18 protein-coding genes and 1 pseudogene are annotated in these 25,519 nt (G+C 73.4%); 16 read left to right on the forward strand and 3 right to left on the reverse strand.

All coding sequences use genetic code 11. The features are described 5' to 3' along the window. Positions 1 to 4 precede the first annotated feature (4 nt). From K7472_RS18265 to K7472_RS18315, 11 genes are all read left to right on the forward strand, one after another. On the forward strand, positions 5 to 2,062 hold the full coding sequence (locus K7472_RS18265) for a copper resistance CopC/CopD family protein (protein WP_222979384.1): 2,058 nt from the start codon (positions 5 to 7) through the stop codon (positions 2,060 to 2,062). Continuing rightward, positions 2,062 to 3,426, forward strand: a complete 1,365-nt coding sequence (gene efeB, locus K7472_RS18270) for an iron uptake transporter deferrochelatase/peroxidase subunit (protein ID WP_222979385.1) — start codon at positions 2,062 to 2,064, stop codon at positions 3,424 to 3,426. Before K7472_RS18265 ends, efeB begins: the two co-directional genes overlap by 1 nt. Before the next feature lie 158 nt (positions 3,427 to 3,584). Continuing rightward, the gene (gene pheA, locus K7472_RS18275) at positions 3,585 to 4,520 is read left to right on the forward strand and encodes a prephenate dehydratase (RefSeq protein WP_222979386.1); all 936 of its coding nucleotides are present in this window, start codon (positions 3,585 to 3,587) and stop codon (positions 4,518 to 4,520) included. Positions 4,521 to 5,177: 657 nt separating this feature from the next. After that, positions 5,178 to 6,467 carry a serine--tRNA ligase gene (serS, locus tag K7472_RS18280; protein ID WP_222979387.1) on the forward strand — a complete coding sequence of 430 codons (1,290 nt, stop codon included), beginning with the start codon at positions 5,178 to 5,180 and terminating at the stop codon, positions 6,465 to 6,467. Next, positions 6,464 to 7,276 carry an HAD family hydrolase gene (locus tag K7472_RS18285; RefSeq protein ID WP_222979389.1) on the forward strand — a complete coding sequence of 271 codons (813 nt, stop codon included), beginning with the start codon at positions 6,464 to 6,466 and terminating at the stop codon, positions 7,274 to 7,276. Before serS ends, K7472_RS18285 begins: the two co-directional genes overlap by 4 nt. Before the next feature lie 113 nt (positions 7,277 to 7,389). Further along, complete coding sequence (metG, locus tag K7472_RS18290) at positions 7,390 to 9,120, forward strand: methionine--tRNA ligase (protein ID WP_222979391.1); 1,731 nt, start codon at positions 7,390 to 7,392, stop codon at positions 9,118 to 9,120. Between the two features lie 99 nt (positions 9,121 to 9,219). Next, complete coding sequence (locus K7472_RS18295; RefSeq protein WP_372457994.1) at positions 9,220 to 10,296, forward strand: FecCD family ABC transporter permease; 1,077 nt, start codon at positions 9,220 to 9,222, stop codon at positions 10,294 to 10,296. Between the two features lie 38 nt (positions 10,297 to 10,334). Next, entirely contained in the window at positions 10,335 to 11,366 is a 1,032-nt protein-coding gene (locus K7472_RS18300; RefSeq protein ID WP_308013972.1) for a FecCD family ABC transporter permease, read from the forward strand. Positions 11,367 to 11,461: 95 nt separating this feature from the next. Then, the gene (locus K7472_RS18305; protein ID WP_222979395.1) at positions 11,462 to 12,526 is read left to right on the forward strand and encodes an ABC transporter substrate-binding protein; all 1,065 of its coding nucleotides are present in this window, start codon (positions 11,462 to 11,464) and stop codon (positions 12,524 to 12,526) included. 92 nt (positions 12,527 to 12,618) lie between these two features. Then, positions 12,619 to 13,623, forward strand: coding sequence for a UDP-glucose 4-epimerase GalE (galE, locus tag K7472_RS18310; RefSeq protein ID WP_222979396.1), 1,005 nt, complete (start codon positions 12,619 to 12,621; stop codon positions 13,621 to 13,623). Positions 13,624 to 13,779: 156 nt separating this feature from the next. Then, positions 13,780 to 14,460 (forward strand): class I SAM-dependent methyltransferase, encoded by a 681-nt coding sequence (locus K7472_RS18315; protein WP_222979397.1) that lies wholly within the window; start codon positions 13,780 to 13,782, stop codon positions 14,458 to 14,460. 18 nt (positions 14,461 to 14,478) lie between these two features. On the opposite strand, the gene K7472_RS18320 is transcribed toward K7472_RS18315, so the two are convergent. Further along, positions 14,479 to 15,930, reverse strand: coding sequence for a purine-cytosine permease family protein (locus tag K7472_RS18320; RefSeq protein WP_222979398.1), 1,452 nt, complete (start codon positions 15,928 to 15,930; stop codon positions 14,479 to 14,481). Between the two features lie 68 nt (positions 15,931 to 15,998). On the opposite strand from K7472_RS18320, the gene K7472_RS32725 reads away from it, so the two are divergent. The 3 genes from K7472_RS32725 to K7472_RS18340 all read left to right on the forward strand — a co-directional run bounded on the left by K7472_RS32725 (position 15,999) and on the right by K7472_RS18340 (position 19,629). Continuing rightward, the gene (locus K7472_RS32725) at positions 15,999 to 16,886 is read left to right on the forward strand and encodes a TetR family transcriptional regulator C-terminal domain-containing protein (protein ID WP_252395841.1); all 888 of its coding nucleotides are present in this window, start codon (positions 15,999 to 16,001) and stop codon (positions 16,884 to 16,886) included. Between the two features lie 87 nt (positions 16,887 to 16,973). Continuing rightward, positions 16,974 to 18,596 carry an amidohydrolase gene (locus K7472_RS18335; RefSeq protein WP_222979399.1) on the forward strand — a complete coding sequence of 541 codons (1,623 nt, stop codon included), beginning with the start codon at positions 16,974 to 16,976 and terminating at the stop codon, positions 18,594 to 18,596. Between the two features lie 70 nt (positions 18,597 to 18,666). Beyond that, on the forward strand, positions 18,667 to 19,629 hold the full coding sequence (locus tag K7472_RS18340; protein WP_222979400.1) for a LysR family transcriptional regulator: 963 nt from the start codon (positions 18,667 to 18,669) through the stop codon (positions 19,627 to 19,629). Positions 19,630 to 19,645: 16 nt separating this feature from the next. Here the strand turns inward: K7472_RS18340 and K7472_RS18345 are convergent, their stop codons facing one another. Further along, positions 19,646 to 20,113, reverse strand: a complete 468-nt coding sequence (locus K7472_RS18345) for a MarR family transcriptional regulator (RefSeq protein WP_222979401.1) — start codon at positions 20,111 to 20,113, stop codon at positions 19,646 to 19,648. Between the two features lie 150 nt (positions 20,114 to 20,263). On the opposite strand from K7472_RS18345, the pseudogene K7472_RS18350 reads away from it, so the two are divergent. After that, positions 20,264 to 21,126: pseudogene (locus K7472_RS18350) on the forward strand (alpha/beta fold hydrolase). A 133-nt stretch (positions 21,127 to 21,259) separates the two neighbouring features. Here the strand turns inward: K7472_RS18350 and aspS are convergent. Beyond that, entirely contained in the window at positions 21,260 to 23,038 is a 1,779-nt protein-coding gene (gene aspS / locus K7472_RS18355; RefSeq protein ID WP_222979403.1) for an aspartate--tRNA ligase, read from the reverse strand. Positions 23,039 to 23,241: 203 nt separating this feature from the next. On the opposite strand from aspS, the gene K7472_RS18360 reads away from it, so the two are divergent. Beyond that, positions 23,242 to 25,488: an ATP-binding SpoIIE family protein phosphatase gene (locus tag K7472_RS18360; RefSeq protein WP_222979405.1), complete on the forward strand. Its 2,247-nt coding sequence runs from the start codon at positions 23,242 to 23,244 to the stop codon at positions 25,486 to 25,488. The last annotated feature ends 31 nt before the right edge of the window (positions 25,489 to 25,519 follow it).

Here is a 25,519-nt window from a genome sequence, read left to right on the forward strand (position 1 = left end):
GCCGATGTCCGCCAACGGGTTCCCCCGAACGCGGGCAGGGGCGCCGCCGCGGCGCCCCTCGCTCGTACGGGCGTCGTCGCGCCGCGCGTCGCTCGTACGGGCGTCGTCGCGGCGCCTACTGCTGGTGGCGGGCGCGCTGATCGCGCTGGTGCTGGGCGCCGCCGTGCCCGCCTCCGCGCACGCCGCGCTGCTGAGGTCCGACCCGGCCGAGGGTTCGGTGGTCAAGACCGCTCCGGCGAGCATCACGCTGGGCTTCTCCGAGGGCGTCCTGCTCTCCGACGACTCGCTGATCGTCTACGACCCGTCCGGCAAGCAGGTGCAGCGCGGCACCGCGCACCACGCGGGCAGCGCGCCCGACACCGCGACCGTGGCCCTGCGCCCCGGGCTGCGCGACGGCACGTACACCGTGGCGTGGAAGGCGGTCTCGGCCGACACCCATCCGGTCGGCGGCGCCTGGACGTTCTCCATCGGCGCGCCGTCGAAGACCTCGGCGATCCCCAAGGAGCAGCAGGCGGGCGGCGGTCCGGCCGGCGCGCTCTACGGGATCGCGCGCTACGTGGCGTACGCGGGCTTCGCGCTGCTGGTCGGTGCCTGCGCGTTCCTGACGCTGTGCTGGCCGCGCGGCGCCGGGCTGCGGGTCATGCAACGGCTCACGGTCGGCGGCTGGGCGGCGCTCGCGCTGGCCACGATCGCGTTGCTGCTGCTGCGCGCTCCTTACGTCAACGGCGGCGGCATCGGCGGGATCTTCGACCTGGGCGCGCTGCGCTCGTCGGTGGAGACCAAGGAGGGCGCCGCGCTCGTCGCCAGGCTGCTGCTGCTGGCCGCGGCGGCGGTGTTCCTGGCGGTGCTCTTCGGGCCGTACGCGCGCCGCGAGGACCCGGAGGAACGGCGTGACCTGGCCTTCGGGCTCGGCGCGGGCGGCGCGGTGGTCGCGATCGGGATCGCGGCGACCTGGTCGGCGGTCGAGCACGCCTCGGTGGGCATACAGCCCGCGCTGGCCATGCCGCTGGACGTCGCCCATCTGATCGCGATGGCCTTCTGGCTGGGCGGACTCGTCACGTTGAGCGTGGCGCTGTACCGCGCGGGCGCCGGTGGCCTCGTGATCGACCGGGCCGCGGTGCGGCGCTTCTCGCGGATCGCCTTCGGGTGCGTGTGCGTGCTGGTCGCGACGGGCGTCTACCAGTCCTGGCGGCAGGTCGGTTCCTGGCACGCGCTGTTCGGCACGTCGTACGGGCACTGGCTGATCGTCAAGGTGTCGCTGGTCGCGGTCATGGTCGCGGCGGCGGGCTTCTCCCGGCGGTGGACCGGACGGCTGGCGGGACGGGCGGAGGCTTCGCAGGCGTCGGCGTCCGCCACATCGGCAGCCACGAAGTCGGCAGCCACGAAGTCCGTGGTCGCGAAGTCGTCCGCGAAGCCCGCGAAGCCGAAGGCCGCGAAGGCGCTCGCAGGCACCGGCGGCCCCGCGTCCCCCGCCGACGACCCCGTACGGGCCGCCCAACTCGCGCGGCAGAACGCCGCCGTCGCCGGGGCCGCGGCCCGCAAGCGGCGCGACGCCGATCCGGCCCGCACCGGCCTGCGCCGTTCCGTCCTGCTGGAGGCGTCCGTCGCCGTGGTCGTGCTGGCCGTCAGCACCGTGCTGAGCGGCAGCCAGCCCGGCCGGGCGGTCGAGGAGCAGGCCGCGGCGACCGGCGGCGCGGGACAGGCCGTGCCGTCCAACGGCGGCCAGGTCTTCGCCCAGCTCCCCTTCGACACCGGCGGGGTGAAGGGCAAGGGCGACGTGGGCGTCCACATCGAACCGGCCCGCACCGGCAGCAACCAACTCCACCTCACCGTCACCGACCCGGTCGGCAATCCGGAGAACGTGCCCGAGGTGGACCTCAATCTCACCCTGACCTCGCGCGGCATCGGGCCGCTGCCCGTCAAGCTCCGGCAGACCGGCACCGGCGCGTGGACCGCGGTGGGACTCCAGCTGCCGATGCCCGGCGCATGGCAGCTCGCCGTGACCGTACGCACCTCGGCGATCGACGAGGTCACCGTGACGAAGAATGTGGCGATCGACTGATGAAGAGCGAGAAGAAGCAGCGGCAGGCACCCCGGACCGACGGGAACCGGCCCGAGGGCAACGGGACCGAGGGGAACCGGCCCGGCGCGGACCAGTCCCGCGCGGACCGGGAGGGCCGGGACCGGTCGGACCGGGACCGGTCGGGCATCTCGCGCAGGCGGCTGCTGGGCACGGCCGGTGCGACGGGGGCGGCCGGTCTGGTGGTCGGCGGCGCGGGCGGCGCCTTCGGCGGTTACGTGGCGCGGGCCGACGACGGCGCGGCGCTGACCTCGGTCGGCGCGAACGCGATCCCGTTCCACGGCGCCCACCAGGCCGGGATCGTCGACCCGGCGCAGGCGTTCGGCCATCTCGCCGCGTTCGACCTGGTCGCCGGGGCGGGCCGCAAGGAGGCGGTCGCGCTGATGCGGCGCTGGTCGCGGGCGGCGGAGGCGATGACGGCGGGCCGCACGCCGGACGACGACGACCAGGTCGCGCTGGACGCCGGGCCCTGCTCGCTGACGGTGACCTTCGGATTCGGGCGGTCCTTCTTCGGCAAGGCGGGACTGGCCGACCGGGTGCCGTCGGCGCTGGTGACCATGCCTTCGTTCACCCAGGACGCCATCGACCGGGCGAACAGCGACGGCGACCTGTGGATCCAGATCGGCGCCGACGACGGACTGGTCGCCTTCCACGCGCTGCGCGTCCTGCAACGCGAGGCCGCCCCGGCGGCGAAGCTGCGCTGGCAGATGAACGGCTTCAACCGCACCCCGGGCGCGACGGCGAAGCCGAGGACGGTGCGCAACCTGATGGGGCAGATCGACGGCACCAACAACCCCAAGCCCACCGACAAAGCCTTCGCCGCCCAGGTCTTCGCGTCCGGGGGCGCGGGCGCCGACGCGTGGATGGACGGCGGTTCCTACGCGGTGGTGCGCCGGATCCGGATGCTGCTGGACTCCTGGGACCAGCTGCCCACCCAGCGGCAGGAAGAGGTCATCGGGCGGCACAAGGCGTCGGGCGCGCCGCTGTCCGGCGGGACCGAGACCACGCCGGTCGACCTGGACAAGATCGACCCGGACGGTTCGCTGGCCGTCCCCGGGGACGCGCACATCCGGGTGGCGGCGGCGCAGTCCAACGGCGGCGCGGCGATGCTGCGGCGCGGCTTCTCGTACCACGACGGCTACGACGCGGACGGGACGCCGAACGCGGGGCTGCTGTTCATCGCCTGGCAGGCGGATCCGTCGAACGGCTTCATCAAGGTGCAGTCGAAACTGGACGGCGGCGACGGCCTGTCCCGCTTCATCCGCCACGAGTCCAGCGCCCTGTTCGCGGTCCCGGGGGGCCCGGCCTCCGGCGAGTACGTGGGGCAGCGGCTGCTGGAGTCGTGAGGGCGGCGCGGGCGGTACGGGCGCAGGGCCGCGCGGGAGGCCGGGGCAGTCGGGGTGGCCGGGGTGGCCGGGGTGGCCGGGGTGGCCGGGGTCGCGAGAATCCCCCGTGCGCTCCAACCACCCCGCGCGGTCCGTCCGGTCATGCGTAAGGTGGCGGTATGACGCCCTCGTCCGCCTCCCGCTACACGTACCTCGGCCCCGAGGGGACCTTCACGGAGGCCGCCCTGCGGACGCTGCCCGAGTCCGGGACGCGGGAACTGGTCCCGATGGTCTCCGTCCCCGCCGCCTTCGACGCCGTGCGGGGCGGCGAGGCCGCCGGCGCGTTCGCCGCCATCGAGAACTCCGTCGAGGGCGGGGTCAACGCGACCCTGGACGAGCTGGCCACCGGCGCGCCCCTGATGATCTACCGCGAGGTGCTGCTGCCGATCGCCTTCGCGCTGCTGGTCCGGCCCGGGACCGCGCTGGCCGACGTCAAGACGGTCACCGGGCACCCCGTGGCCCAGCCCCAGGTGCGCAACTGGCTCGCCGCCCACCTCCCGGACGCGGTGTGGGAGTCCTCCGCGTCCAACGCGGACGGCGCCCGGCAGGTGCAGGAGGGCCGCTACGACGGGGCCTTCGCGGGCGAGTTCGCCGCCTCCCGCTACGGGCTCGAACCGCTGGTCTCCGAGATCCACGACACCGCGAACGCCCAGACCCGCTTCGTGCTGGTCGGCCCGCCCGGGCGCCCTGCCGCGCCGACCGGGGCCGACAAGACCTCGGCGGTCGTGTGGCTGGGCGACGACCACCCCGGAGCGCTGCTGGAACTGCTCCAGGAGTTCGCGGTGCGCGGGGTGAACCTGATGCGCATCGAGTCCCGCCCGACCGGCGGCGGCCTGGGCCGCTACTGCTTCTCCGTCGACGCGGAGGGCCACATCACCGACCGCAGGGTCGGCGAGGCGCTGATGGGGCTGAAGCGGATCTGCCCGAAGGTGCGGTTCCTCGGCTCCTATCCGCGGGCCGACGAGATCCGCCCGCAGGTGCGGCCGGGCACGACGGACGCGGAGTTCACCGAGGCCGCGGACTGGCTGGGCCGCGCGCTGGACGGCCGTATCTGACCGGGGGGCGTCGCCCGAGACGTCGCCCACTGCGGTGTCCGGGCCGTCGCCACGGCGGTCTCCAGGACGTCGCCCCCGACCGCGTTCAACGCCCCGCGTTCAAACCTCCTCGTCAACCCCGTGCGTCGGCCCCCGTTGTCCACCAAGTTATCCACAGGCCGTGTCCATCCTGGGGACAAGTCGACATGGCGTCACGCCGTTCCGGAGTCGCCCAGTCGACAAATCGCCCCAACCCCCGCACGTCAGCCCACATCTCCGCAAGGCCTCACCTGTCACCCCAATTCCCCCGCTCCACTCCACCGAGGGAACACATCTCACCCGAAAGTGAGTGTCAAGCGTGGGGAAGCCGGGAATCATTGGCCCCGCACTTCCTCTTTCGCGGAATGATCGATTCCGACATCCACAGTCCGTACACACACCCTGTGGACAACGAATGCACAATCCCCAGCCCCTGTGGATAACTCCGCCGTCTCGCCGCCTCAACTCCCGCTTCCCGTACGGGAGATGACACCATAGGGGGATGGTCGGAATTCGGTTGACCATCGCCCATTCCCGCCGATCCGGCTTTTTCCCGAACCGATTGTCAAAACCGGCAAAACGTCCCATACGAGACGTAACTTGTCGCGTGCCTCATCCCTCGCCCGGTAGCCTGTCACCGTGATTGACCTTCGCCTGCTCCGTGAGGACCCCGACCGTGTGCGCGCCTCCCAGCGCGCCCGTGGAGAGGACGTCGGCCTCGTCGACGCCCTGCTCTCCGCCGACGAGCGGCGCAGGTCCTCCGGCACCCGCTTCGACCAGTTGCGCGCCGAGCAGAAGACCCTCGGCAAGCGCATCCCCAAGGCCACCGGCGACGAGAAGGCCGAGCTCCTCAAGCGCGCTTCCGAGCTGTCCGCCGAGGTCAAGGCCGCCGACGCCGAGCAGGACGAGGCGGCCGCCGAGGCCCAGCGCCTGCTGCTCGCGCTCGGCAACGTCGTCCACCCCGACGTCCCCGTCGGCGGCGAGGAGGACTTCACCGTCCTGGAGACGGTCGGCACCCCGCGCGACTTCGCCGCCGAGGGCTTCGAGCCCAAGGACCACCTGGAGATCGGCCAGGGGCTCGGCGCGATCGACATGGAGCGCGGCGCGAAGGTCTCCGGCTCGCGCTTCTACTACCTGACCGGCGTCGGCGCCCTGCTGGAGCTGGCCCTGGTCAACGCGGCGATCGCGCAGGCCACCGAGGCGGGCTTCACCCCGGTGCTCACCCCCGCGCTGGTCAAGCCGCGCGCGATGGAGGGCACCGGCTTCCTCGGCCAGGCCGCGGAGAACGTCTACCACCTGGAGAAGGACGACCTGTACCTGGTCGGCACCTCCGAGGTCCCGCTCGCCGCGTACCACATGGACGAGATCCTCGACGCGCGTCAACTCCCGTTGCGCTACGCCGGGTTCTCCTCCTGCTTCCGCCGCGAGGCCGGCACGTACGGCAAGGACACCCGTGGCATCTTCCGGGTCCACCAGTTCGAGAAGGTGGAGATGTTCTCCTACGTCCTGCCCGAGGAGGCGGAGGCGGAGCACCAGCGGCTGCTGGCCTGGGAGAAGCAGTGGCTTTCCGCGCTCGGGCTGCCGTTCCAGGTGATCGACGTGGCCACCGGCGACCTGGGCGCCTCGGCCTCGCGCAAGTTCGACTGCGAGGCGTGGATCCCGACGCAGGGCAAGTACCGCGAGCTGACCTCGGCCTCGAACTGCAACGAGTTCCAGGCCCGCCGCCTGTCGGTGCGGGTGCGCGAGGACCGCGACGGCAAGCAGGTCACCCGCCCGCTCGCCACCCTCAACGGCACCCTGTGCGCGCTGGCCCGCACGATCGTCGCGGTGCTGGAGAACCACCAGCAGGCCGACGGCTCGGTGCTCGTGCCCGAGGTGCTGCGGCCCTACCTGGGCGGCCGTGACGTCCTGGAGCCGGTCGCCAAGTGACGGCTGACGCGCGCTCCTTCCCGTACCGGCTGGTCGCCACCGATCTGGACGGCACGCTGCTGCGGGCCGACCACACGGTCTCGGAGCGCTCGCGCCGGGCGCTCGCCGCGGTCACCGCGGCGGGCGCAGCGCACATCATCGTCACCGGCCGCCCGGTCTCCCGTACCGCGCACGTCTTCGAGGCGCTCGGCTACCGGGGGCTCGCGGTGTGCGCGCAAGGGGCCCAGGTCTACGACGCGGGCACCCGCACGCTGCTGACCTCGGTGACGCTGGACCGGCGCACCGCCGCGGTGGCGCTGGCCAAGATCGAGGCGGCGACCGGGCCGCTGGCGGTCGCCGCGGTACGCGACGGGCTCGACGGGGCGTTCCTGGTCGGCCCGGGCTACCGGTTCACCCCCGAGCTGCCGGTCGTCGAGGTGAGCGACACCGCTCAGCTGCTGGCCGAGCCGATCAGCAAGGTCTTCATCCAGTGCCCCGGCATGGACGACGACGCCCTCGCGGAGGCGGCCGGCGCGACCGTCGGCGGTCTGGTCGGCGTGGTCATGGCGGGTGCGGGCCTGGTCGAACTGCTGCCGCTGGGCCTGACGAAGGCGACCGGCCTGTCGCTGGCCGCCCGCAGGCTGGGCGTCACGGCGGCGGGGACCATCGCGTTCGGGGACATGCCCAACGACATCCCGATGTTCGGCTGGGCGGCGCACGGCGTGGCCATGGCCAACGCGCACGAGGCGCTCAAGGCGGTCGCCGACGAGGTGACCGCGTCGCACGAGGAGGACGGCATCGCCGTCGTGCTGGAACCTCTGCTGGGCTGAGAGCCCGTTCCACCCCTGAAATACCCGGCGGGCGGTACTCCTTGGTCCGATACCATGTCTACATTCCGTAGACGAAATCCTCACGCTCAGTAGCGACTTGGGAGCACCAGGCAATGGCCCGACAGCTGATCACCAGCGCCCTGCCGTACATCAATGGCATCAAGCACCTGGGCAACATGGTCGGGTCCATGCTCCCCGCCGACGTCTACGCACGCTACCTGCGGCAGCGCGGCGAAGAGGTCCTCTACATCTGCGCCACCGACGAGCACGGCACCCCGGCGGAGCTGGCCGCCAAGGACGCGGGCCTGCCGGTCGCCGAGTTCTGCGCCCAGCAGCACGAGGCGCAGAAAGCGATCTACGAGGGTTTCCAGCTCTCCTTCGACTACTTCGGCCGCAGTTCCTCGCGGCAGAACCGTGAGATCACCCAGGAGTTCGCCCGCGAGCTGAACCGCAACGGGTTCATCGAGGAGCGCGCGATCCGCCAGGTCTACTCCCTGGACGACGAGCGCTTCCTGCCGGACCGCTACATCGTCGGCACCTGCCCGCACTGCGGTTACGACAAGGCCCGCGGCGACCAGTGCGAGAACTGCACGCGGGTGCTGGACCCGACCGACCTGATCGAGCCGCGTTCCGCGGTCAGCGGCAGCAGCCGCCTCGAAGTGCGCGAGACCAAGCACCTGTTCCTGCTCCAGTCCAAGCTCCAGCCCGAGGTCGAGGCGTGGCTGGCGGGCAACGGCAGCAAGGACTGGCCGACGCTCGCCTCGTCCATCGCCCACAAGTGGCTGACCGAGGGCCTCCAGGACCGCGCCATCACCCGTGACCTGGAGTGGGGCGTGCCGGTCCCGGCCGACGAGTGGCCCGAACTGGCCGCCGAGGGCAAGGTGTTCTACGTCTGGTTCGACGCGCCCATCGAGTACATCGGCGCCACCAAGGAGTGGTCCGACCTCGAACCGGCCTCCCGCGACTGGCGGTCGTGGTGGTACGAGGCGGACGAGTCCGTGCGCTACACGGAGTTCATGGCCAAGGACAACGTCCCGTTCCACACCGTGATGTTCCCCGCGACGCAGCTGGGCACCCGGGCGCCGTGGAAGAAGGTCGACTACGTCAAGGCCTTCAACTGGCTGAACTACTACGGCGGCAAGTTCTCCACCTCGCAGCGGCGCGGCATCTTCACCGACGCCGCGCTGGAGCTGCTGCCCGCCGACTACTGGCGCTACTTCCTGATCGCCAACGCGCCGGAATCCGACGACACCAGCTTCACCTGGGAGTTGTTCTCCTCCTCGGTCAACAAGGACCTCGCCGACACCCTCGGCAACTTCGTCAACCGGGTGCTGTCGTTCTCCCGCAAGCGCTTCGGCGACGAGGTCCCGGCCGGCCACGCGGCGGGCGACGCCGAGCGCAAGCTCGGCGACGAGGTCGCGCGGCTGCTCGGGGAGTACGAGGAGCACATGGACTCCCTCCAGTTCCGCAAGGCCGCGCAGGCGCTGCGCGCGCTGTGGAGCGCGGGCAACGCCTATCTGGAGGAGAAGGCGCCCTGGCTGGAGATCAAGACCGACCAGGACGCGGCGGCGCTGACGCTGCGCACCGCGATGAACCTCATCCACCTGTACGCGATCCTCTCCGAGCCCTTCATCCCCGCCTCGGCGAAGGCGATGCGCTCGGCGTTCGCGCTGGACGGCGACACGGCGAGCTGGGTGACCGCCGATCAGGCCCGCGCGCTGGACGCGGTCCCGGCGGGCACGGCGTTCACGGTGCCGCCGGTGCTCTTCGCCAAGATCACGGAGGAGGACCTGGAGTCCTACCGCGAGCGCTTCGGCGGCGCGGAGGAGTCCCCGGCGGCGTGACCGTGCGGCCCGCCTGCACGGGCCCGGCGGCGTGACGGCTGCGGCCCCGCGGTTCCCGCCCTCCATTACATAGGTTAGCCTTCCCTAACTTAGGGAGGGCTGACCTTGTCTGTGCGGGAACTCGCGCCGTCCGCGCGCCCGGCACCGCCGCCGGGCCGCGGCGGCACCGGGCCGATCGGCGGCAACGCGCTGCGCGCCGGCGGCCTCGTCGTGGCGCTCGGCGCGCTCGTCGTGGTCGCGCTGCTGAGCGTGGCGGTCGGCTCGAAGGGCATCCCGCTCGGCACCGTCGTCCACGAACTCCTGCACTACGACGGCTCCGACGACGGCGTCGTCATCCGCGGCCTGCGGGTGCCGCGCACCCTGCTGGGCATCGCGGTCGGCGCGGCGCTGGGCCTGGCGGGTGCGCTGATGCAGGCGCTGACCCGCAACCCGCTGGCCGATCCCGGCGTCCTGGGCGTCAACGCGGGCGCCTCCGCCGCGGTGGTCGCCGCCATCGAACTGCTCGGCCTGCGCTCGCTGTCGGCGTACGTGTGGTTCGCGCTGGCGGGGGCGGCGGTCGCGTCGGTGCTGGTGTACGCGTTGGGCTCGCGCGGGAGGTCGGCGGCGACCCCGGTGCGGCTGGCGCTGGCGGGGGCGGCGATCAGTTCCGTGCTGGGGGCCGTCGTCAACTGGCTGGTGCTGATGGACCAGACGGCCTTCGACGACTTCCGCTTCTGGTCGGTCGGCGCGCTCGCCGGGCGCCCGTTGTCCGTCCTGACCCAGACCGGCCCGTTCCTGCTGGCCGGCGCGGTGCTGGCGCTGAGCCTCGGACGGCCGCTGAACGCGATGGCGCTCGGCGAGGACTCGGCCCGCGCGCTCGGCGCCCACACCGGGCGGACCCGGGCGCTCGCGGTGCTCGCCGTCACCCTGCTGTGCGGGGCGGCGACGGCGGCGGCCGGACCGATCGCCTTCGTGGGCCTGGCCGTTCCGCACGTGGCCCGCACCGTCACCGGGCCCGACCAGCGCTGGCTGCTCCCGTACTCCGCCGTGCTGGCCGCGATCTGGCTGCTCGCCTCGGACATCCTCGGCCGGATCATCGCCCGCCCCGGCGAGATCGAGGTGGGCATCGTCACCGCGTTCGTCGGCGCGCCGGTGCTGATCTGGCTGGTGCGGCGGTCGCGGGGGGCGCGGCTGTGAACGAGTGGGCGAAGGGCCCGGACGGGAGACGGCGGGCCGTGCGGGTTCGGGGGCCGCGGGGCGGTGAGGTGTCGTTCCTGCTGGACGGGCGGGCGTTGCTGGTGTGCGGGGTGCTGGTCGCCCTGACCCTCGCCACGGCGGCGGTCAGTCTCAGCACGGGGGAGTTCCGCATCCCGTTGCCCGAGGTCGTGCGGACCCTCACCGGGGGCGGGACCAGCGCGGACCACTTCGTCATCGACACTCTCAGGCTGCCCCGCCTGCTGACCGCGGTCCTGGTCGGCGCGGCGCTGGGGGCGGGCGGCGCGGTCTTCCAGTCGCTGTCCCGCAACCCGCTGGGCAGCCCCGACGTCGTCGGCTTCGACACCGGCGCCGCGACCGGGGCGCTGCTGGTCATCCTCGTCGCGCACGGCTCCCGCGCCGAGATCGCGGCGGGCGCGGCCGTCGGCGGGGTGGGCACCGCGCTCGCCGTCTACCTGCTGGCGATGCGGCGCGGGGTGCAGGGCGCGCGGCTGGTGCTGATCGGCATCGCCATCGCCGCGATGCTCGGCTCCGTCAACTCCTACCTGCTCAGCCGAGCGGACGTCTCCGACGCGCAGACCGCGTACCTGTGGCTGATCGGCAGCCTCAACAGCAGCGACTGGCCGGGCGTGACCGCGATCGGCGTGACGCTCGCGGTGCTGCTGCCCGCCGCGGTCCGGCTCGGGCGTGGGCTGAACGCGCTGGAGATGGGCGACGACCTGGCCTGCGCGCTGGGGGTGCGGCCGGAACGCGTGCGGTTCGCGGCGGTCGTGGCGGGGGTCGGGCTGACCGCCGTGGCGACCTCGTGCGCGGGTCCGATCGCGTTCATCGCGCTGTCCGCCCCGCAGATCGCCCGCCGCCTCACCGGTGTCCCCGGTCCCAACGTGCTGCCCGCCGCCCTCACCGGCGCCCTGCTGCTGTCCGCCTGCGACTGGATCGCCCAACAGGGCTTCACCGGAACGCAGTTGCCGGTCGGCGTGCTCACCAGTGTGGTCGGCGGCGGCTATCTGGCCTGGCTGCTGGCCCGCGAGTGGCGCGGAGGCCGCGGATGAGCCGCCTTCCCTCGCCGCCGGACGCCGTACGCGGCCTGTTAACGAGCCGCCCGCGCTGACCCCCTCTTCTCTTCCATCCCTCACGGAGCATCCTCATGAGCGCCACCCTGCTGTCCAGACCCGACGCCGCTTCCCTCCGCACCGACGCCGAATTCCGCCGTATCACGGCCGAGTTGACCCGCCGCGGCTTCCTCGGCGGCCTGGCGACCAGCGCCGCCCTCGTCGGCCTCGCGGGCTGCGGCACCTCCACCGGCCACGGCGGCGCCCCTGCCTCCGGCGGCCCCTGGAGCTTCACCGACGACCGCGGCACCCGCGTCGACCTGCCCGCCCGCCCGAAGCGCGTCGCGTTCCTCACCGACTCGGTGACCGCCGCGCTGTGGGCCGCCGGAGTGCGCCCGGTCGCCGCGTTCGACAGCGGCCAGGGCATCGTCCCGGCGGTCGGCCTGAACCTCGCCGCCGACAAGTCCGTCATCCAGATCGGCAACAAGGACAACGAACTCGACACCGAGGCCCTCGTCTCCGCCCGCCCCGACCTGCTGATCGACGCGATCCAGGCGGACGGCACCCTCCAGACGCTCAGCGGCAACCCGAAGATCAAGGACCTCGCGCCGGTCGTCGGCATCGACATGTACCAGCCGGTCGAGCACATCGTCGGCCAGGCCGACCGCCTTACCACCGCGCTCGGCGCCACTCCCGCCGACGCCGCGGCCCACCGCGCGTACCAGGCCGCCCAGGCCAAGCTGCGCGCGGCGGTCGCCGCCAACCCCGGCCTGCGCGTCGGCTTCGTTTTCGACCTCGGCCCCAACGGCATCGGGGTGATGAACCCGGCGACCTGGGCGGTCCTGAAGACCGTCAAGGCGCTCGGCATGAAGCTCGTGCCGGTCGCGGGCGGCAAGGACAACACCTACAGCCAGGCGGTCAGTTGGGAGAACGTCACGGGCATCCCCGCCGACCTGATGGTCTGGGCGGTCAGCGACCCGCTGCCGACCGAGCCGGTGTGGAAGCGCGTCCCCGCGGTCGCGGCCGGGCAGTTGTGGAAGCCCGACATCCGTTCCTGGTACGCGTACTCCTGGGCCAACTTCGCCACCCTCCTGGAGGGCCTGGCCGAACACGTCGCCTCCGCGAAGCCGGGCGTCGGCCCGAAGGGCTCCGTGGCGTGACCACGCAGGCTTGAAGACGGCTGCATCGAGCCCTCCGGCGGCGTTCGGTCCGGACGCCGCCGGGTCCGCCACCGCGCGTAGGATCGGCCCACATGACATCCAAAGTGCTGATCGCCGGAGGCGCTGGGTACATCGGGAGCACCATCGCCTCGGCGCTGGAGGACGCGGGCACGACCCCGGTGATCCTGGACAGCCTCGTCACCGGGCGCCCGGAGTTCGCGGCCGGACGGCCGTTCTACGAGGGCGACATCGCCGACGGCGCGCTGGTCGACCGGATCTTCGCCGAGCACCCGGAGATCTCGGCGGTGGTGCACTGCGCGGCGCTGATCGTCGTCCCCGACTCGGTCGCCGATCCGATCGGCTACTACGACGCCAACGTCGTGGCGAGCCTCCGGTTCGTGCGCCACCTGCTGCGCAACGGCTGCCACCGCATGGTCTTCAGCTCCTCCGCCGCCATCTACGCCGCCGCCGACGACCTCACGGTCGACGAGGGCTCGCCGCTCGCGCCACAGAGCCCGTACGCCAGGACGAAGGCCGTCTGCGAGGAGATGTTCGCCGACATCGCCGCGACGCAACCACTGCGAGTGCTGTCGCTGCGCTACTTCAACCCCGTCGGCGCCGACCCGAAGATGCGTACCGGCCTGCAACTCCCGCGTCCCACCCATGCGTTGGGCAAGATGATCGAGGCGTACGAGCAGGGCGTGCCGTTCCTGATCACCGGGGACGACTACCCGACGCCCGACGGCACCGGCATCCGCGACTACGTCCACGTCTGGGACCTGGCAACGGCCCACGTCTCCGCGATCGACCGCTTCGACGCGATCCTCACCGGCGACGTCACGTCCACCGCGATCAACCTGGGCACCGGCAGCGGCACGACGGTTCGCCAACTCCTCGACGCGTTCAACCGCGTGGCCGACGCCCCGATCGCCTCGCGGACGGCCCCGCGCCGCCCCGGTGACGTCGCGGGCGCCTGGACCCGCACGGACCGCGCGCACCGGCTGCTGGGCTGGCGGCCGTCCTTCACGGTGGAGGACGGCATCCGCGACTCCCTCCACTGGTCCCCCCTCCGCCCGAGCCGCCTCCCCGGCAGCTGACCCTCCGGGAATCGCTTGTCACCCCCTTGCTTCCGACAACGACTTCGTCAATGTGGGTTGTTGCCGGAGACAAGGGGGTGACAAGCGATGTGGCGAGGGTGGGAACCGGCGTGCTCGTGGGCAGGCATCGGGGCGGGGTGACGTTCGGGAGGGCTCGTGGCGGCGTACGACGGGATCGCAGACTGGTACGAGAACGAGTTCCTGGGGCGCGGGCCCTCGGGCGAGGGGGACGGGCATCCGCTGGGGCTCGGGCCGCTGCTGGGCGGGTTGCTCGGTGAGGGCGACGGCACCTGTCTGGAGATCGGCTGCGGGACCGGGGTTCACGCGCGATCCGTAGTGGAGTTGGGGTGGACGCCGGTGGGCGTCGATCTGTCCGCCCGCATGCTGCGGTACGCGGGCGGGCGGCTGCCGATCGTGCTGGGGGACGCCGCGCGGCTGCCCGTGCGCGACGCCTCCGTTCCGGCCGTGATCGCGGTGATGGTCCACACCGACCTGCCGGACTACGCGGCGGTGCTGCGGGAGGTGGCGCGTGTGCTGCGGCCCGGCGGGCGGTTCGTGCACGTCGGGGTGCACCCCTGCTTCTGCGGCGGGTTCGCCGACCGCGCCGACCCGGACGCCGTCGTCGTGCGCCCCGGGTACCTGGACGGGCACTGGACCAAGGAGTCGTGGACGGACGCGGGCCTGCGGGACAAGGTCGGCGCCAGTCACTGGCCGTTGCCCGCGCTCCTGACGGGGTTCGTGGACGCGGGGCTCGTCCTCGAACGGTTCGCCGAGGGCGGCGCGCCCACCCCGGCTGTCCTCGGCGTTGTGGCGACCAAGCCGGATCGCGTGGGCTGAACGACCACCGAGGCGGGGCTAGGCGCGGGCCGGGCCGCGTGCGAGGCGGCGGGTCAGGAGCGCGTACAGGCCGGCCGTCAGCAGGATGCCGACCGGCAGGGACAGGTCGATCCCACCCGCCGCCCGCGCCACCGTGCCGGTGTAGACGGTGGTGGCCAGGCACTGCGACGCCGCCCCGGCGCCGATGACCAGGGCGACGGCGCCCGCCCAGTTGACGCCGCCGGAGTACCAGAACGGGCTGCCGGGGGACTCGTCGGTGAGCGCCCGGCCGTCGTAGCGGTTGCGGCGCAGCAGGATGTCGGTGGCGTAGACGGCGATGGACGGCCCGAGGAGCGCCACCATCAGCTGGAGCATGTTGTCGACGGTGTCGAGGAAGTCGGAGACGAACAGCGCGTACAGGGTGAGCGCGATGCCGAGCGTGCCGTCCAGCGCCACGCTGCGCGACCTGCGGATCCGCATCCCGACCGCTTGCAGGGCGAGGCCCGAACTGTAGGCGGTCATCGCGTTGTTGGCGACCGCGCCCAGGATGATGGCGAGCAGGAAGACCGGGTGGAACCAGCCCGGCGTGATCGTCTCCAGCGCGGTCTGCGGGTCGGTCATGTCGATCGCGGTCCCGGCCAGCGCGCCCAGCGCGGTGAACAGCACGCTGGGCACGAACGCCCCCAGCGCGGTCCAGCCGGCCACCGCCCGGGACGAGGTGGCGGACGGCAGGTAGCGGGAGAAGTCGGCGCTGTTGCTGTACGACAGTGGTGCTGAGGCGACGACGGCCACCCCGGCGGCGAGCGTGGCCCACAACTCGGTGCCGTGCAGGCCGTGTTGGGACCGGTATCCCCAGTGGGTGTGCGCCAGCACGTATCCCGCGAGCACCACGAACGCCACGGTCAGCGCCAGCGACAGCGGCGGGTACAGCCGCACGATCGTGCCGTGCCCGTAGACGCTGATCGCCAGCGTCGCCACCGCGATGGCCACCGTGACGGCGAGCTTGGTCCCGGTGCCGGGGTGGACGCCGAGCTTGGCCAGGAAGCTGAACGCGGCGAGCGCGGCGGCGGCCCAGTTCAGCGCGAGGTAGCAGACGCTGACGAACCAGCCGGTCAGCGCGATGTTGGCGCGGTTGCCGCGGATGCCGAACATCGCCCGCGTGATCACCTCGCTGGGAGTGCCGGACGCGGGGCCGCTGATGGCGAGCAGGCCGACCAGCAGCCAGGCGAGGTTGCCCACCACGACCACGGTGAGGGCCTGCCAGAGGGTGAGGCCCATCAGCACCAGACCGCCGCCGACGACCAGGTTGAGGTAGCTGACGTTGGGTGCCGCCCACACCGCGAACAACTGGCGTGCGGTGCCGTGGCGTTCGGAGGGCGGGATGAAGTCGATGCCGTGGACCTCAACGCCGCCGGCCCGGTCGGTCTCCGGTCGCGCCGGGAGGACGGCCGGCGGTTCGGTGCGCGGGGGCTCCGGGGTGGTGGGTGCCATGGGGCCTCCTGGGGGCGGCGGGGACCGGCGGGTTGTTTATTGGTCGCACAGCCAATAGCATCGCCGGTATGCCGTCAAGTACTTCCGCTACTTCCGCCAAGCGGATCAGGAAATCCCCCGCGGCCCGCCGGACCGAGATCGTCGGCTCGGCCCGGGCCGTGGCACTGGACGAGGGGCTGGAGTCGATCACGCTGCGACGCATCGCCGACGACCTCGGGGTCCAGCCCGGTCTGATCAGCCACTACTTCCCGGCGGTGGAGGAACTCGTCGCCCGGGCCTTCGGCGAGGCGGCGACGGCGGAACTGGACAAACTGCTTCCGGGGACGGGGACGGGGACGGGGACTTCGGACGGGGGCGACTTCGGGGGCGGTGACGCGGCCGGCGTCGGCGCTGACAGGGGCAACGGCGACGGCTCGGACGACGCGGGCGGGCCCACGGACGGGGCCGGACCTACGGACGCCGACGCACCCACGGACGGGATCCGGCTTCCCGGACCGGACCGTCCCGCGGTCGGGGTGGAGGCGCCACCCCTCGACCGCCTCGCCGCCTTCTTCGCCCAGACCACCGGCGAGGAGTACGACGCCATGAGCCGCCTCTGGCTCAACGCCCGCTACCTGAGCCGCCACCGCCCCGCCCTGCGCGAACAGGTCCTCAAGCAGGAGGAGTTGTGGCGCGGCCGCCTGGTGGAGGTCATCGGGGCGGGCGTCGAGGAGGGCGTGTTCACCACCGCCGACCCCCTGATCACCGCGATCCAGATCCTCGTGGTGATGGACGGGCTCGCCGCCCACGCCAACACCGACCGGGGGGAGCGCCCCGCCGCGGTGAACGACCTCGCCGCGACGACGGCGGAACGCGAACTGGGCCTGCCGCGCGGCACGCTCGCGGAACGGGCGCGGGCGATGACACTGGACGCGATGGCACCAGACGCGATGGCACCGTACACGGCGACAGCGTGACGCCCTCCCCCTGACCGCGCGCCGCCCTTCCACCCCCGCGCCCGCGACCCCCGTGCCCACACCCCCGTACCCCCCAAGGAGCCGACCGTGTCCCCCGAACTCGTCCTGCTCTCCGCCCGGTTGCTCGACCCCGTCACCGGCGCGTTCCTGCCGCACACCGCGCTGGCCGTGGCGGACGGGCGGATCGCGGCGCTCGGGGACGACCGCGAGATGCGGGCGCTGGCCGACGCGCGCACCACCGTGATCGACCTCAGGGGCGCGGTCGTCACCCCCGGCCTCGTCGACGGCCACACCCACCCCGTCACCGGTGCCGAACGCACCCGGGGCGCCGACCTGTCCGGCTGCCCGGACCTGCCCGCCGTCCGGGCCACGCTGGAACGCGAGGCCGCCGCGCTGGCGCCCGGGGAGTGGCTGCGCGGCTGGGGACTCGACCCCAACGTCTTCGGCGATCAGCCGGTCGCCGCCGCCGGACTCGGCGAGGTCTTCGCCCGCGTCCCGGCCGCCGTCGACCTCTTCGACGCGCACTCGATGATCGCCAGCCCCCGCGCGCTCGAACTCGCCGGTGTCGACGGGCCGCGCGACTTCGGCCAGGCCTCCGAGGTGGTGTGCGACGCGGAGGGGCGGCCGACCGGGCTGTTGCTGGAGGACGCCGCGTGCGCGCTGGTGGAACGGGTCGCGCCGCAGCCGGACGCCGACGAAGTGCGGGCCCGCGCCGCCGAGGTGCTGCGCGGCATGGCGGCGAGCGGCCTGACCGGCACGCACGCGATGGACGCGGGCGGCGAGACCCTCGCCGTCTACACCGCGCTCGACCAGGACGACGCGCTCGACCTGCGCATCCGCGTCGCCCCCTGGTGCCAGCCGGACACCGGGGCGGAGGGGCTGGAGGAGCTGGTACGGGCGCAGGGCCGCGGCGGTCGGCTGTGGCGGATCGACGGCGTGAAGCTGTTCATGGACGGCACGATCGACAACGGCACCGCGTGGCTCGAACACCCCGACTGCCACGGCCAGTCCACCCACGCCTTCTGGCCCGACCCGCAGGCGTACACCCGCACCGTCGACCGCCTGCACCGGGCCGGGGTGCCCACCGCCACGCACGCCATCGGGGACGCGGCGGTACGGCACGCGCTGGACGCGATCGAGAAGGCCAGGGCCGGCCGGCCCGCGGCCACCCGGCACCGCGTCGAGCACATCGAGACCGTGCCGGACGACACCGTCGAGCGGTTCGCCGCGCTGGACGTCATCGCGTCCATGCAGCCCACGCACTGCTGCGAGTTCACCCGCGCCGACCACACCGACAACTGGTCGCGCAGGCTGGGCGAGCCGCGCGCGTCGCGGGCCTGGCGCTGCCGCGACCTGTGGGACGCGGGCGCCACCGTGGTCCTCGGCTCCGACTGGCCCATCGCGCCCTACCCGCCGCTCGCGGTGATGGCCGGTGCCCGCCACCGCCGCCCGGCCCGCGACCTGACCCAGCCGCCGCACGGCCCGGGGCAGGCGCTCACCCCGCTGGAGGCGCTCCAGGCGGTCACCGTCAACCCGGCCAGGGCGGCGGGCGAGGAACACGAGGCGGGCCGCATCGCTCCCGGCCACCGCGCCGACCTGACGGCCTTCGCCGACAACCCGCTCACCGTCCCCGACACCGACCTCGCCGCCCTCCCGGTCCTCCTCACCGTCCTCGCAGGCCGCCCGACCCACCGCGCCCCGACGCTCTGAGGTAGCTTGCGCGGCAAGGGAGTCGCGTCGCGGCAGGGCGGCCCCGGCGGTGCCGGACGGCGGGGGTGGCATGGAACTGGAGCCTCGGCGGCTTGTCGTGTTGTGTGCGGTCGCGCGGGCGGGTGGGATCGCGGCGGCGGCGCGGCTGCTGGACCTGACGCCCTCCGCCGTGTCGCAGGCCGTGCGGAAGCTGGAGGACGCGGCGGGCGTGCCGCTGCTCGACCGGTCGGGCGGCCGCGCCGAACTGACCGTCGTCGGGGCGCGGTTGGCGGAACGCGGCGCCCGGATCGCCGACGAAGTGGCCGCGGCGGAACGCGATCTGACCGGCACCGGGGACGGGCCCAGGGGCCCGGTCGCCGTCGGCGCCACGGCCGCCGTGCTCTCCTCGCTCGCCGCCCGCGCCGTCGCCCAGGCCTCCGTCCGCCACCCCGGACTGCGTCCCGCGCTCAAGGAAGTCTCCGGCGCGGAAGGACTGCGCGAGGTGCGCCGGGGCACGCTGGACCTCGCGGTGCTCACCTGCGACGGCGAACACCGGCCCGAACCGCCGGACGGCTGCGGCCTGTCGGTGCTCTTCCGCGACCAGTACCGCCTGGGCGTCCCCGCCGCCTGGCCGCAGCCCGCCCCGGACGACCCCGCCTCGCTCGGGGACCTGCCGTGGATCACGGCGCCCGAGGACTCCGCGCGCGGCAGGGCCCGCGCCCGGCTCGCGGCGCGGCACGGCTGGGGCCCGCCGCCGGTGGCGCACGAGGCGGCCACCTGGTCGGCGGTCTCCGCCATGACCGCCGCCGGACTGGGCGCGGTCGTCCTGCCGACGGCGGTGGCCTCGCGCACACCGGGCCTGCGGATACTGCCGGCCGAGGTCCCGGGCCGCTACGAGGCGGTGGTGGTCCACCGCACCACGCCCTCGGGTCCGCCGCCCCCCGTGCTGGCGGTGATGGGCACGCTGGCCGCGACCGTGGCCGGGGTGGCGGAGGAACTCTTCGACGCCGGTCTGCTGGAGGTCGAACCGACGGTGTTCCGGACCTTGGACTGACCTGAGGGGAACGCGTTCAGGGCGCGGGCCGCCGGGCCAACTCGCCCACACCGGACAGGAATCGGCGCACCGCGGCCGCCTCCGTGTCGTCCATGCCGCGCAGCAACTCCACCGTGCCGCCGATCAACGGACCGAAGAACGACTCCCCGAGCGCGACCGCCGCCGCGCTCACCCGCAGCCGCACCCGCCGCCGGTCGGCGCGGTCCCGTACCCGCTCGACGTGACCGAGCCGTTCCAGACGGTCGATGACGGCGGTCGTGCCTGCGGAGTTGAGGCCGAGTTCGGCGCCGAGCAGGCCCGGGGTGGCGGGCGTGCCCGCGCGTTCCGCGTCGAGCAGGCAGATCAGGGCGCGCACGTCGGTGCCGTGCATGCCGTGGCGACGCGCGAACTCGGCCTGCGCCAGCACCAGTTCGACCGTCACTTGGCGCAGCAGGTGGACGGTCTCCAGATCCGTGTCGCGCCCGCCGCCGCTCGCCGCCTCCATCGTCCGCGCCTCCCCTGTGTCCTCGTTCGCGCGTACTCTCTCGCTCAACGAGATTATCGCTCAGCGAGCTTTCTGCTCAACGAAGCCCGAACGAAGCCCGAACCAAGCCCGACGAAGCCTGATGAAGCCTGATGAAGGGAACGGCGGACCATGGCCGACATGACGACGGAGCGGTTCCTCGCGGCGTACGACGAGGTGCTGGCCGGATGGGGCGACGGCCTTGAGACGATCGACGTCCCGACGCCGTACGGCACGACCCGGGTCAACGCGCTCGGCGCGCCCGCCGCCCCGCCGCTGCTCCTGCTGCCCGGCGGGAACGGCGCGACCTCGGCGTCGTGGTACGCGAACGCGCCGGTGTGGGCCCGTACCCACCGCGTGCTCGCCGCCGACCTCGTGGGCGCCCCGGGCCGCAGCGTGCCCGGTGCGCGGCCGGTGCGCGGCCGGTGCGCGGCGTCGACGCCCTCACCGGCTGGCTCGACGCCCTCACCGAAGGGCTCGGCCTGCGGTCCCTGACGCTGGGCGGCCACTCCTACGGGGGCTGGATCGCGCTGCATTACGCGCTGCGGGCGCCGCGTGGACGGGTGGAACGGCTGGTGCTGATCGACCCGACCCAGTGCTTCGCGGGCTTCCGCCCCGGCTACCTGGCCCGCGCCCTGCCGATGCTGCTGCGGCCCACCCCGCGCCGGGTGCGGTCCTTCCTGGCCTGGGAGACGCGCGGCGCCGCGCTCGACCCCGGGTGGCTGCGGCTCCAGGAGGCGGCGGCGGGCTTCCCGGCGGCGCGTCCGGCGACCGGCCCGCGCCCGGAGGCCGAAGGGTTCCGGGCGCAGACGCTGGTGGTGCTGGCCGGGCGGGGCCGGGCGCAGGACCCGGTGCGCGCGGCGAGGGGCGCGACCCGCGCGTTGCCGCACGCCGAAGTGGTCACCCTCCCCGACGCCACCCACCACACTCTCCCGCACCACGCCCCGGCCGCCCTCGACGAGGCGGTGAGCCGCTTCCTGACGGGGAGTGCGTGACCCCGCCCCAACGCCCCAACCCGCGAACGCCCCAACCCGTGAACACCCGAACCCCCGAACACACGGAAAGCGGGCCCCGGGGTCAGCACGATCCCGGAGCCCGCCCGCTTCTCACCGCGCCAGGCGCAGGCGCCTACTTCTTCTTCTCGTCCTTCGCCGCCGGCTTGCGCAGGCTCAGGTGCAGCTCCCGCAGCCGGTCCTCGCCGACCGTGCTGGGCGCGCCCATCAGCAGGTCCTGCGCGGTCTGGTTGAGCGGGAACGCGATCGTCTCGCGGATGTTGGGCTCGTCGGCCAGCAGCATCACCATGCGGTCGACGCCCGGGGCGATGCCACCGTGCGGCGGGGCGCCGAAGTGGAAGGCGCGCAGCATGCCGCCGAACTCCTGCTCCACCGTCTCGCGCGAGTAGCCCGCGATCTCGAACGCCTTGTACATCACGTCCGGCTCGTGGTTGCGGATCGCGCCGGAGGACAGCTCGACGCCGTTGCACACGATGTCGTACTGCCAGGCGAGGATGTCCAGCGGGTCCTTGGTCTCCAGCGCTTCGAGACCGCCCTGCGGCATGGAGAACGGGTTGTGGCTGAACTCGATCTTCCCGGTCTCCTCGTCCCGCTCGAACATCGGGAAGTCGACGATCCAGCAGAAGCGGAAGACGTTCTCCTCGAACTGCCCGGCGCGCTTCGCCGCCTCGACCCGGACCGCGCCCATGATCTTCGAGACCTCGTCGAACTCGCCCGCGCCGAAGAAGACGGCGTGCCCGGGCGCGAGGCCGAGGGCGTCGGTGAGCTTCTTGACGTCGTCCTCGGTGAGGAACTTCGCGATCGGGCCGCTCAGTTCGTTGCCCTCGCCGACCCGGACCCAGGCCAGGCCCTTGGCGCCCTGCGAGACCGCGTACTCGCCGAGGCCGTCGAAGAACTTGCGCGACTGGCCCGCGGTGTCCGGCACCGCCAGCGCCCGCACGTGCTTGCCGGCGAACGCCTTGAAACCGGAGTCGGCGAAGACCGCGGAGACGTCGACCAGCTCCAGCGAGGTGCGCAGGTCCGGCTTGTCGTTGCCGTACTTGAGCATCGACTCGCGGAACGGGATGCGCGGGAACGGGGAGGTGACGTGCCGCCCGCCGCCGAACTCCTCGAACAGGTCGGTCATCACCTTCTCGATGACCTGGAAGACGTCCTCCTGCTCGACGAACGACATCTCGACGTCGAGCTGGTAGAACTCGCCCGGCGAGCGGTCCGCGCGGCTGTCCTCGTCGCGGAAGCACGGCGCGATCTGGAAGTAGCGGTCGAAGCCCGCGATCATCAGCAGCTGCTTGAACTGCTGCGGGGCCTGCGGCAGCGCGTAGAAGGTGCCGGGGTGGACGCGCGAGGGCACCAGGAAGTCGCGGGCGCCCTCCGGCGAGGTGGCCGACAGGATCGGGGTGGCCATCTCGTTGAAGCCCAGGTCCGTCATCCGCCGCCGGATCGAGGCGATCACGGCCGAGCGCAGCATGACGTTGCGGTGCATGCGCTGGCGGCGCAGGTCGAGGAAGCGGTTGGTCAGCCGCATCTCCTCGTTGGCGTTGTCCTCGGGGAAGACCGGGAAGGGCAGCGGGTCGGCGGCGCCCAGCACCTCGACCGCGGTGACCTCGACCTCGATCCCGCCGGTCGGCAGCTCCGGGTTGACGTTCTCCGCGCTGCGGGCGACCACCCGGCCGTCCACGCGCAGCACCGACTCCTTGGACTGCCGGTCCAGCGCCTCGTAGGCGGGGGTGCCCGGGTGGGCGATCAGCTGGACGACGCCGTAGTGGTCCCGCAGGTCGATGAAGAGGATGCCGCCCAGGTTGCGCCGGTTGTGCAGCCAGCCCGACAGCCGTACCTCAGTGTCGACGTCGGTGGCGCGAAGCTCACCGCAGGTGTGGGACCGGTACCGATGCATCGTCCATCCAAGTCGTGGGGTCGCGGGCCGAGCGGTGCGGCCACTCGCGGAACTCCCGCAAGGGTACCGCCCGGCCCCCGCGCCCCACGCGGCCGTTCCCGGCACCCGGCGCCGCCCGGCCGCCACGGGGACGGCCCGGCACCGCGTGCGCGATCACCACGGACCAGTACATACTGGGCGAATCCTCATCAAAGTAGGGAACGATGCACACGGAGGGCGCCACCCCGCCGCTCGGGGCCCAGGACGTGCTGGCGGCCGTCGGCACCGGACTTTGGCGTTGGGACAACTCCACCGGCACGGTCGCGCTGGACGAGCAGGCCGCCGAGCTGCTGGGCCTGCCGCCCGGTCCGCGCACCGTTCACTCGTCCGTGGTCCGCGGGCGGCTCAACGCCGAGGACTACGTCGACCTCAACTCCGCCGTCTCCCTCGGGCTCGCCGAGGGCACCGTCGCCGAGGCCCGGCTGCGGGTCGTCGGGGACGACGGCAAGGTGCTGCGGATGCTCCACACCCGGCTGCGCTGGCTGCGCGACGACTCGGGCCGCGAACCCACGCTCGCGGTGGGCACGCTGTCCGAGATGCCGGAGCGGGGCCGCTTCCGCCGCGCCACCGACGTCGAGCGGCGCTCCCGGGAGGCGTTCCTGCTGGACGCCGGGCGGGCGCTGGCCGAGGCGGACTCCACCGCCGAGGTGCTGCGGGTCGCCGCCTCGCTGTCGATGCCCGGCTTCTCGCCGGACGGCCTCGCGGTCTTCGCCCGGGAGGGCGAGCGGCTGCGGATCATCGGCCACCACGGGCACCGGCAGGGCGACGAGCAGCCGTTCCTGGAGATGCCGATCGGCACCGACTACCCGGCCGCCCTGGTCACCCGCACCGGCCGGGCGATCTACCTGCCGAGCCCCGAGACGTACAAGGAGCGCTTCCCGGCCACCTGGCCGCTGATCGAGCCGCTCAACCGCTCCTCCTGGGCGTTCCTGCCGCTGGTGGTCGCGGGGCAGACGATCGGCGCGTGGCTGGCCGCGTTCCGCGACCCGGTCGCGTTCACCCCCGACGAGCGCTCGGTGCTGACCACCGTGGCCCGGATGCTCGCGCAGGCGCTGTCGCGCGCCCACCTCCAGGAGTCCGAACGCGAGCTGTCCGACGGCCTCCAGCGCACGATGATGCCCACCCACAAGCGGGACATCGCCGGGATGACGCTGGCCGCCCGCTACGTGCCGACCGGCGGCGGCCTGCAGATCGGCGGCGACTGGTACGACGTGATCGACCTGCCGTCCGGCCGCACCGCGCTGGTCATCGGGGACGTGCAGGGCCACGACGTGCGGGCGGCGGGGCTGATGGGCCAGCTGCGCATCGCGCTGCGGGCGTACGCCTCCGAGGGCCACCGGCCGGACGCCGTGCTCTCGCGCGCCTCCCGCTTCCTGGCCGGGCTGGCGGCGGGCGACGAACGGGACCGGGCCGAGCGGGAGCGCGCCGCGCGCGGCGGCGGGGGCCTGGAGAGCGGCGACCTGGACGACCAGCGCTTCGCGACCTGCTTGTACCTGGAGGTCGACCCGGCCACCGGCATGCTCGACATCGCCCGCGCCGGCCACCCCGACCCGGCGATCCGGCTCGGCGACGGGACCACGATCGTGCGGCACACCCCCGGCGGGCTGCCGCTGGGCGTCGACCCGGACGCCGACTACCCGACGACCAGCATCGCGCTGGACGCGGGCGAGGTGCTGCTGGTGTGCACCGACGGGCTGCTGGAGACCGGCGGCCACGACCTGGACAGCGGCTGGCAGCGGGTCATCGACGTGCTGTACGGGGGGCCCACCGACGACCTGGAGGCGCTCGCCGACGCGCTGATCGCCGCGGTGCACGGCCCGCCCTCGCACCACACCACCGGCCCGCTCGCCGACCGCCGCGAGGACGACGTGGCGCTGCTGCTCCTGCGGCGCGGCGACGCGGAGGACGGACTGGCGTTCCCGCCCCGGCGCACGGTGCTGACCATCGGGCAGGACGAGCCCCGGCAGATCAGGGGCGCCCGCGACGAGGTGCGCTCGGTGCTGCACGACTGGGACGACCCGGAGCAGGTGGACGCCGCGGTGCTGCTGGCGTCCGAGGTGATCACCAACGTGCTGGTGCACACCGACGGGGACGCGCTGATGACGCTGGAGGTGCTGGGCCGCCCGCTCTGCCGCCGCCTGCGGATCGAGGTGGCCGACGCCAGCGACGAGATGCCGCACGTCAGGACGCCCGGCGAGCTGGCGTCCTCCGGCCGCGGCCTGGTGATGATGGACGTCCTGGCCGACGCGTGGGGGGTGCGGCCCAGGGGCCAGGGCAAGTGCATCTGGTTCGAGCTGTACGAGCAGGACGGCAACGGGACGGGGGAGCCCGGTGACGGGGACGCGGTGGGCGGGTCGGCGGGCGGCGCGGCGCCGATGGCCGTGCCGCCCTCTCCCCCCGACGTGGGCTGACCCCGTCGGGGGCTCGTTCAGTCGCCGCGGG

It is taken from the genome of Streptantibioticus parmotrematis (assembly GCF_019890615.1).
Lineage (GTDB): Bacteria > Actinomycetota > Actinomycetes > Streptomycetales > Streptomycetaceae > Streptantibioticus_D > Streptantibioticus_D parmotrematis.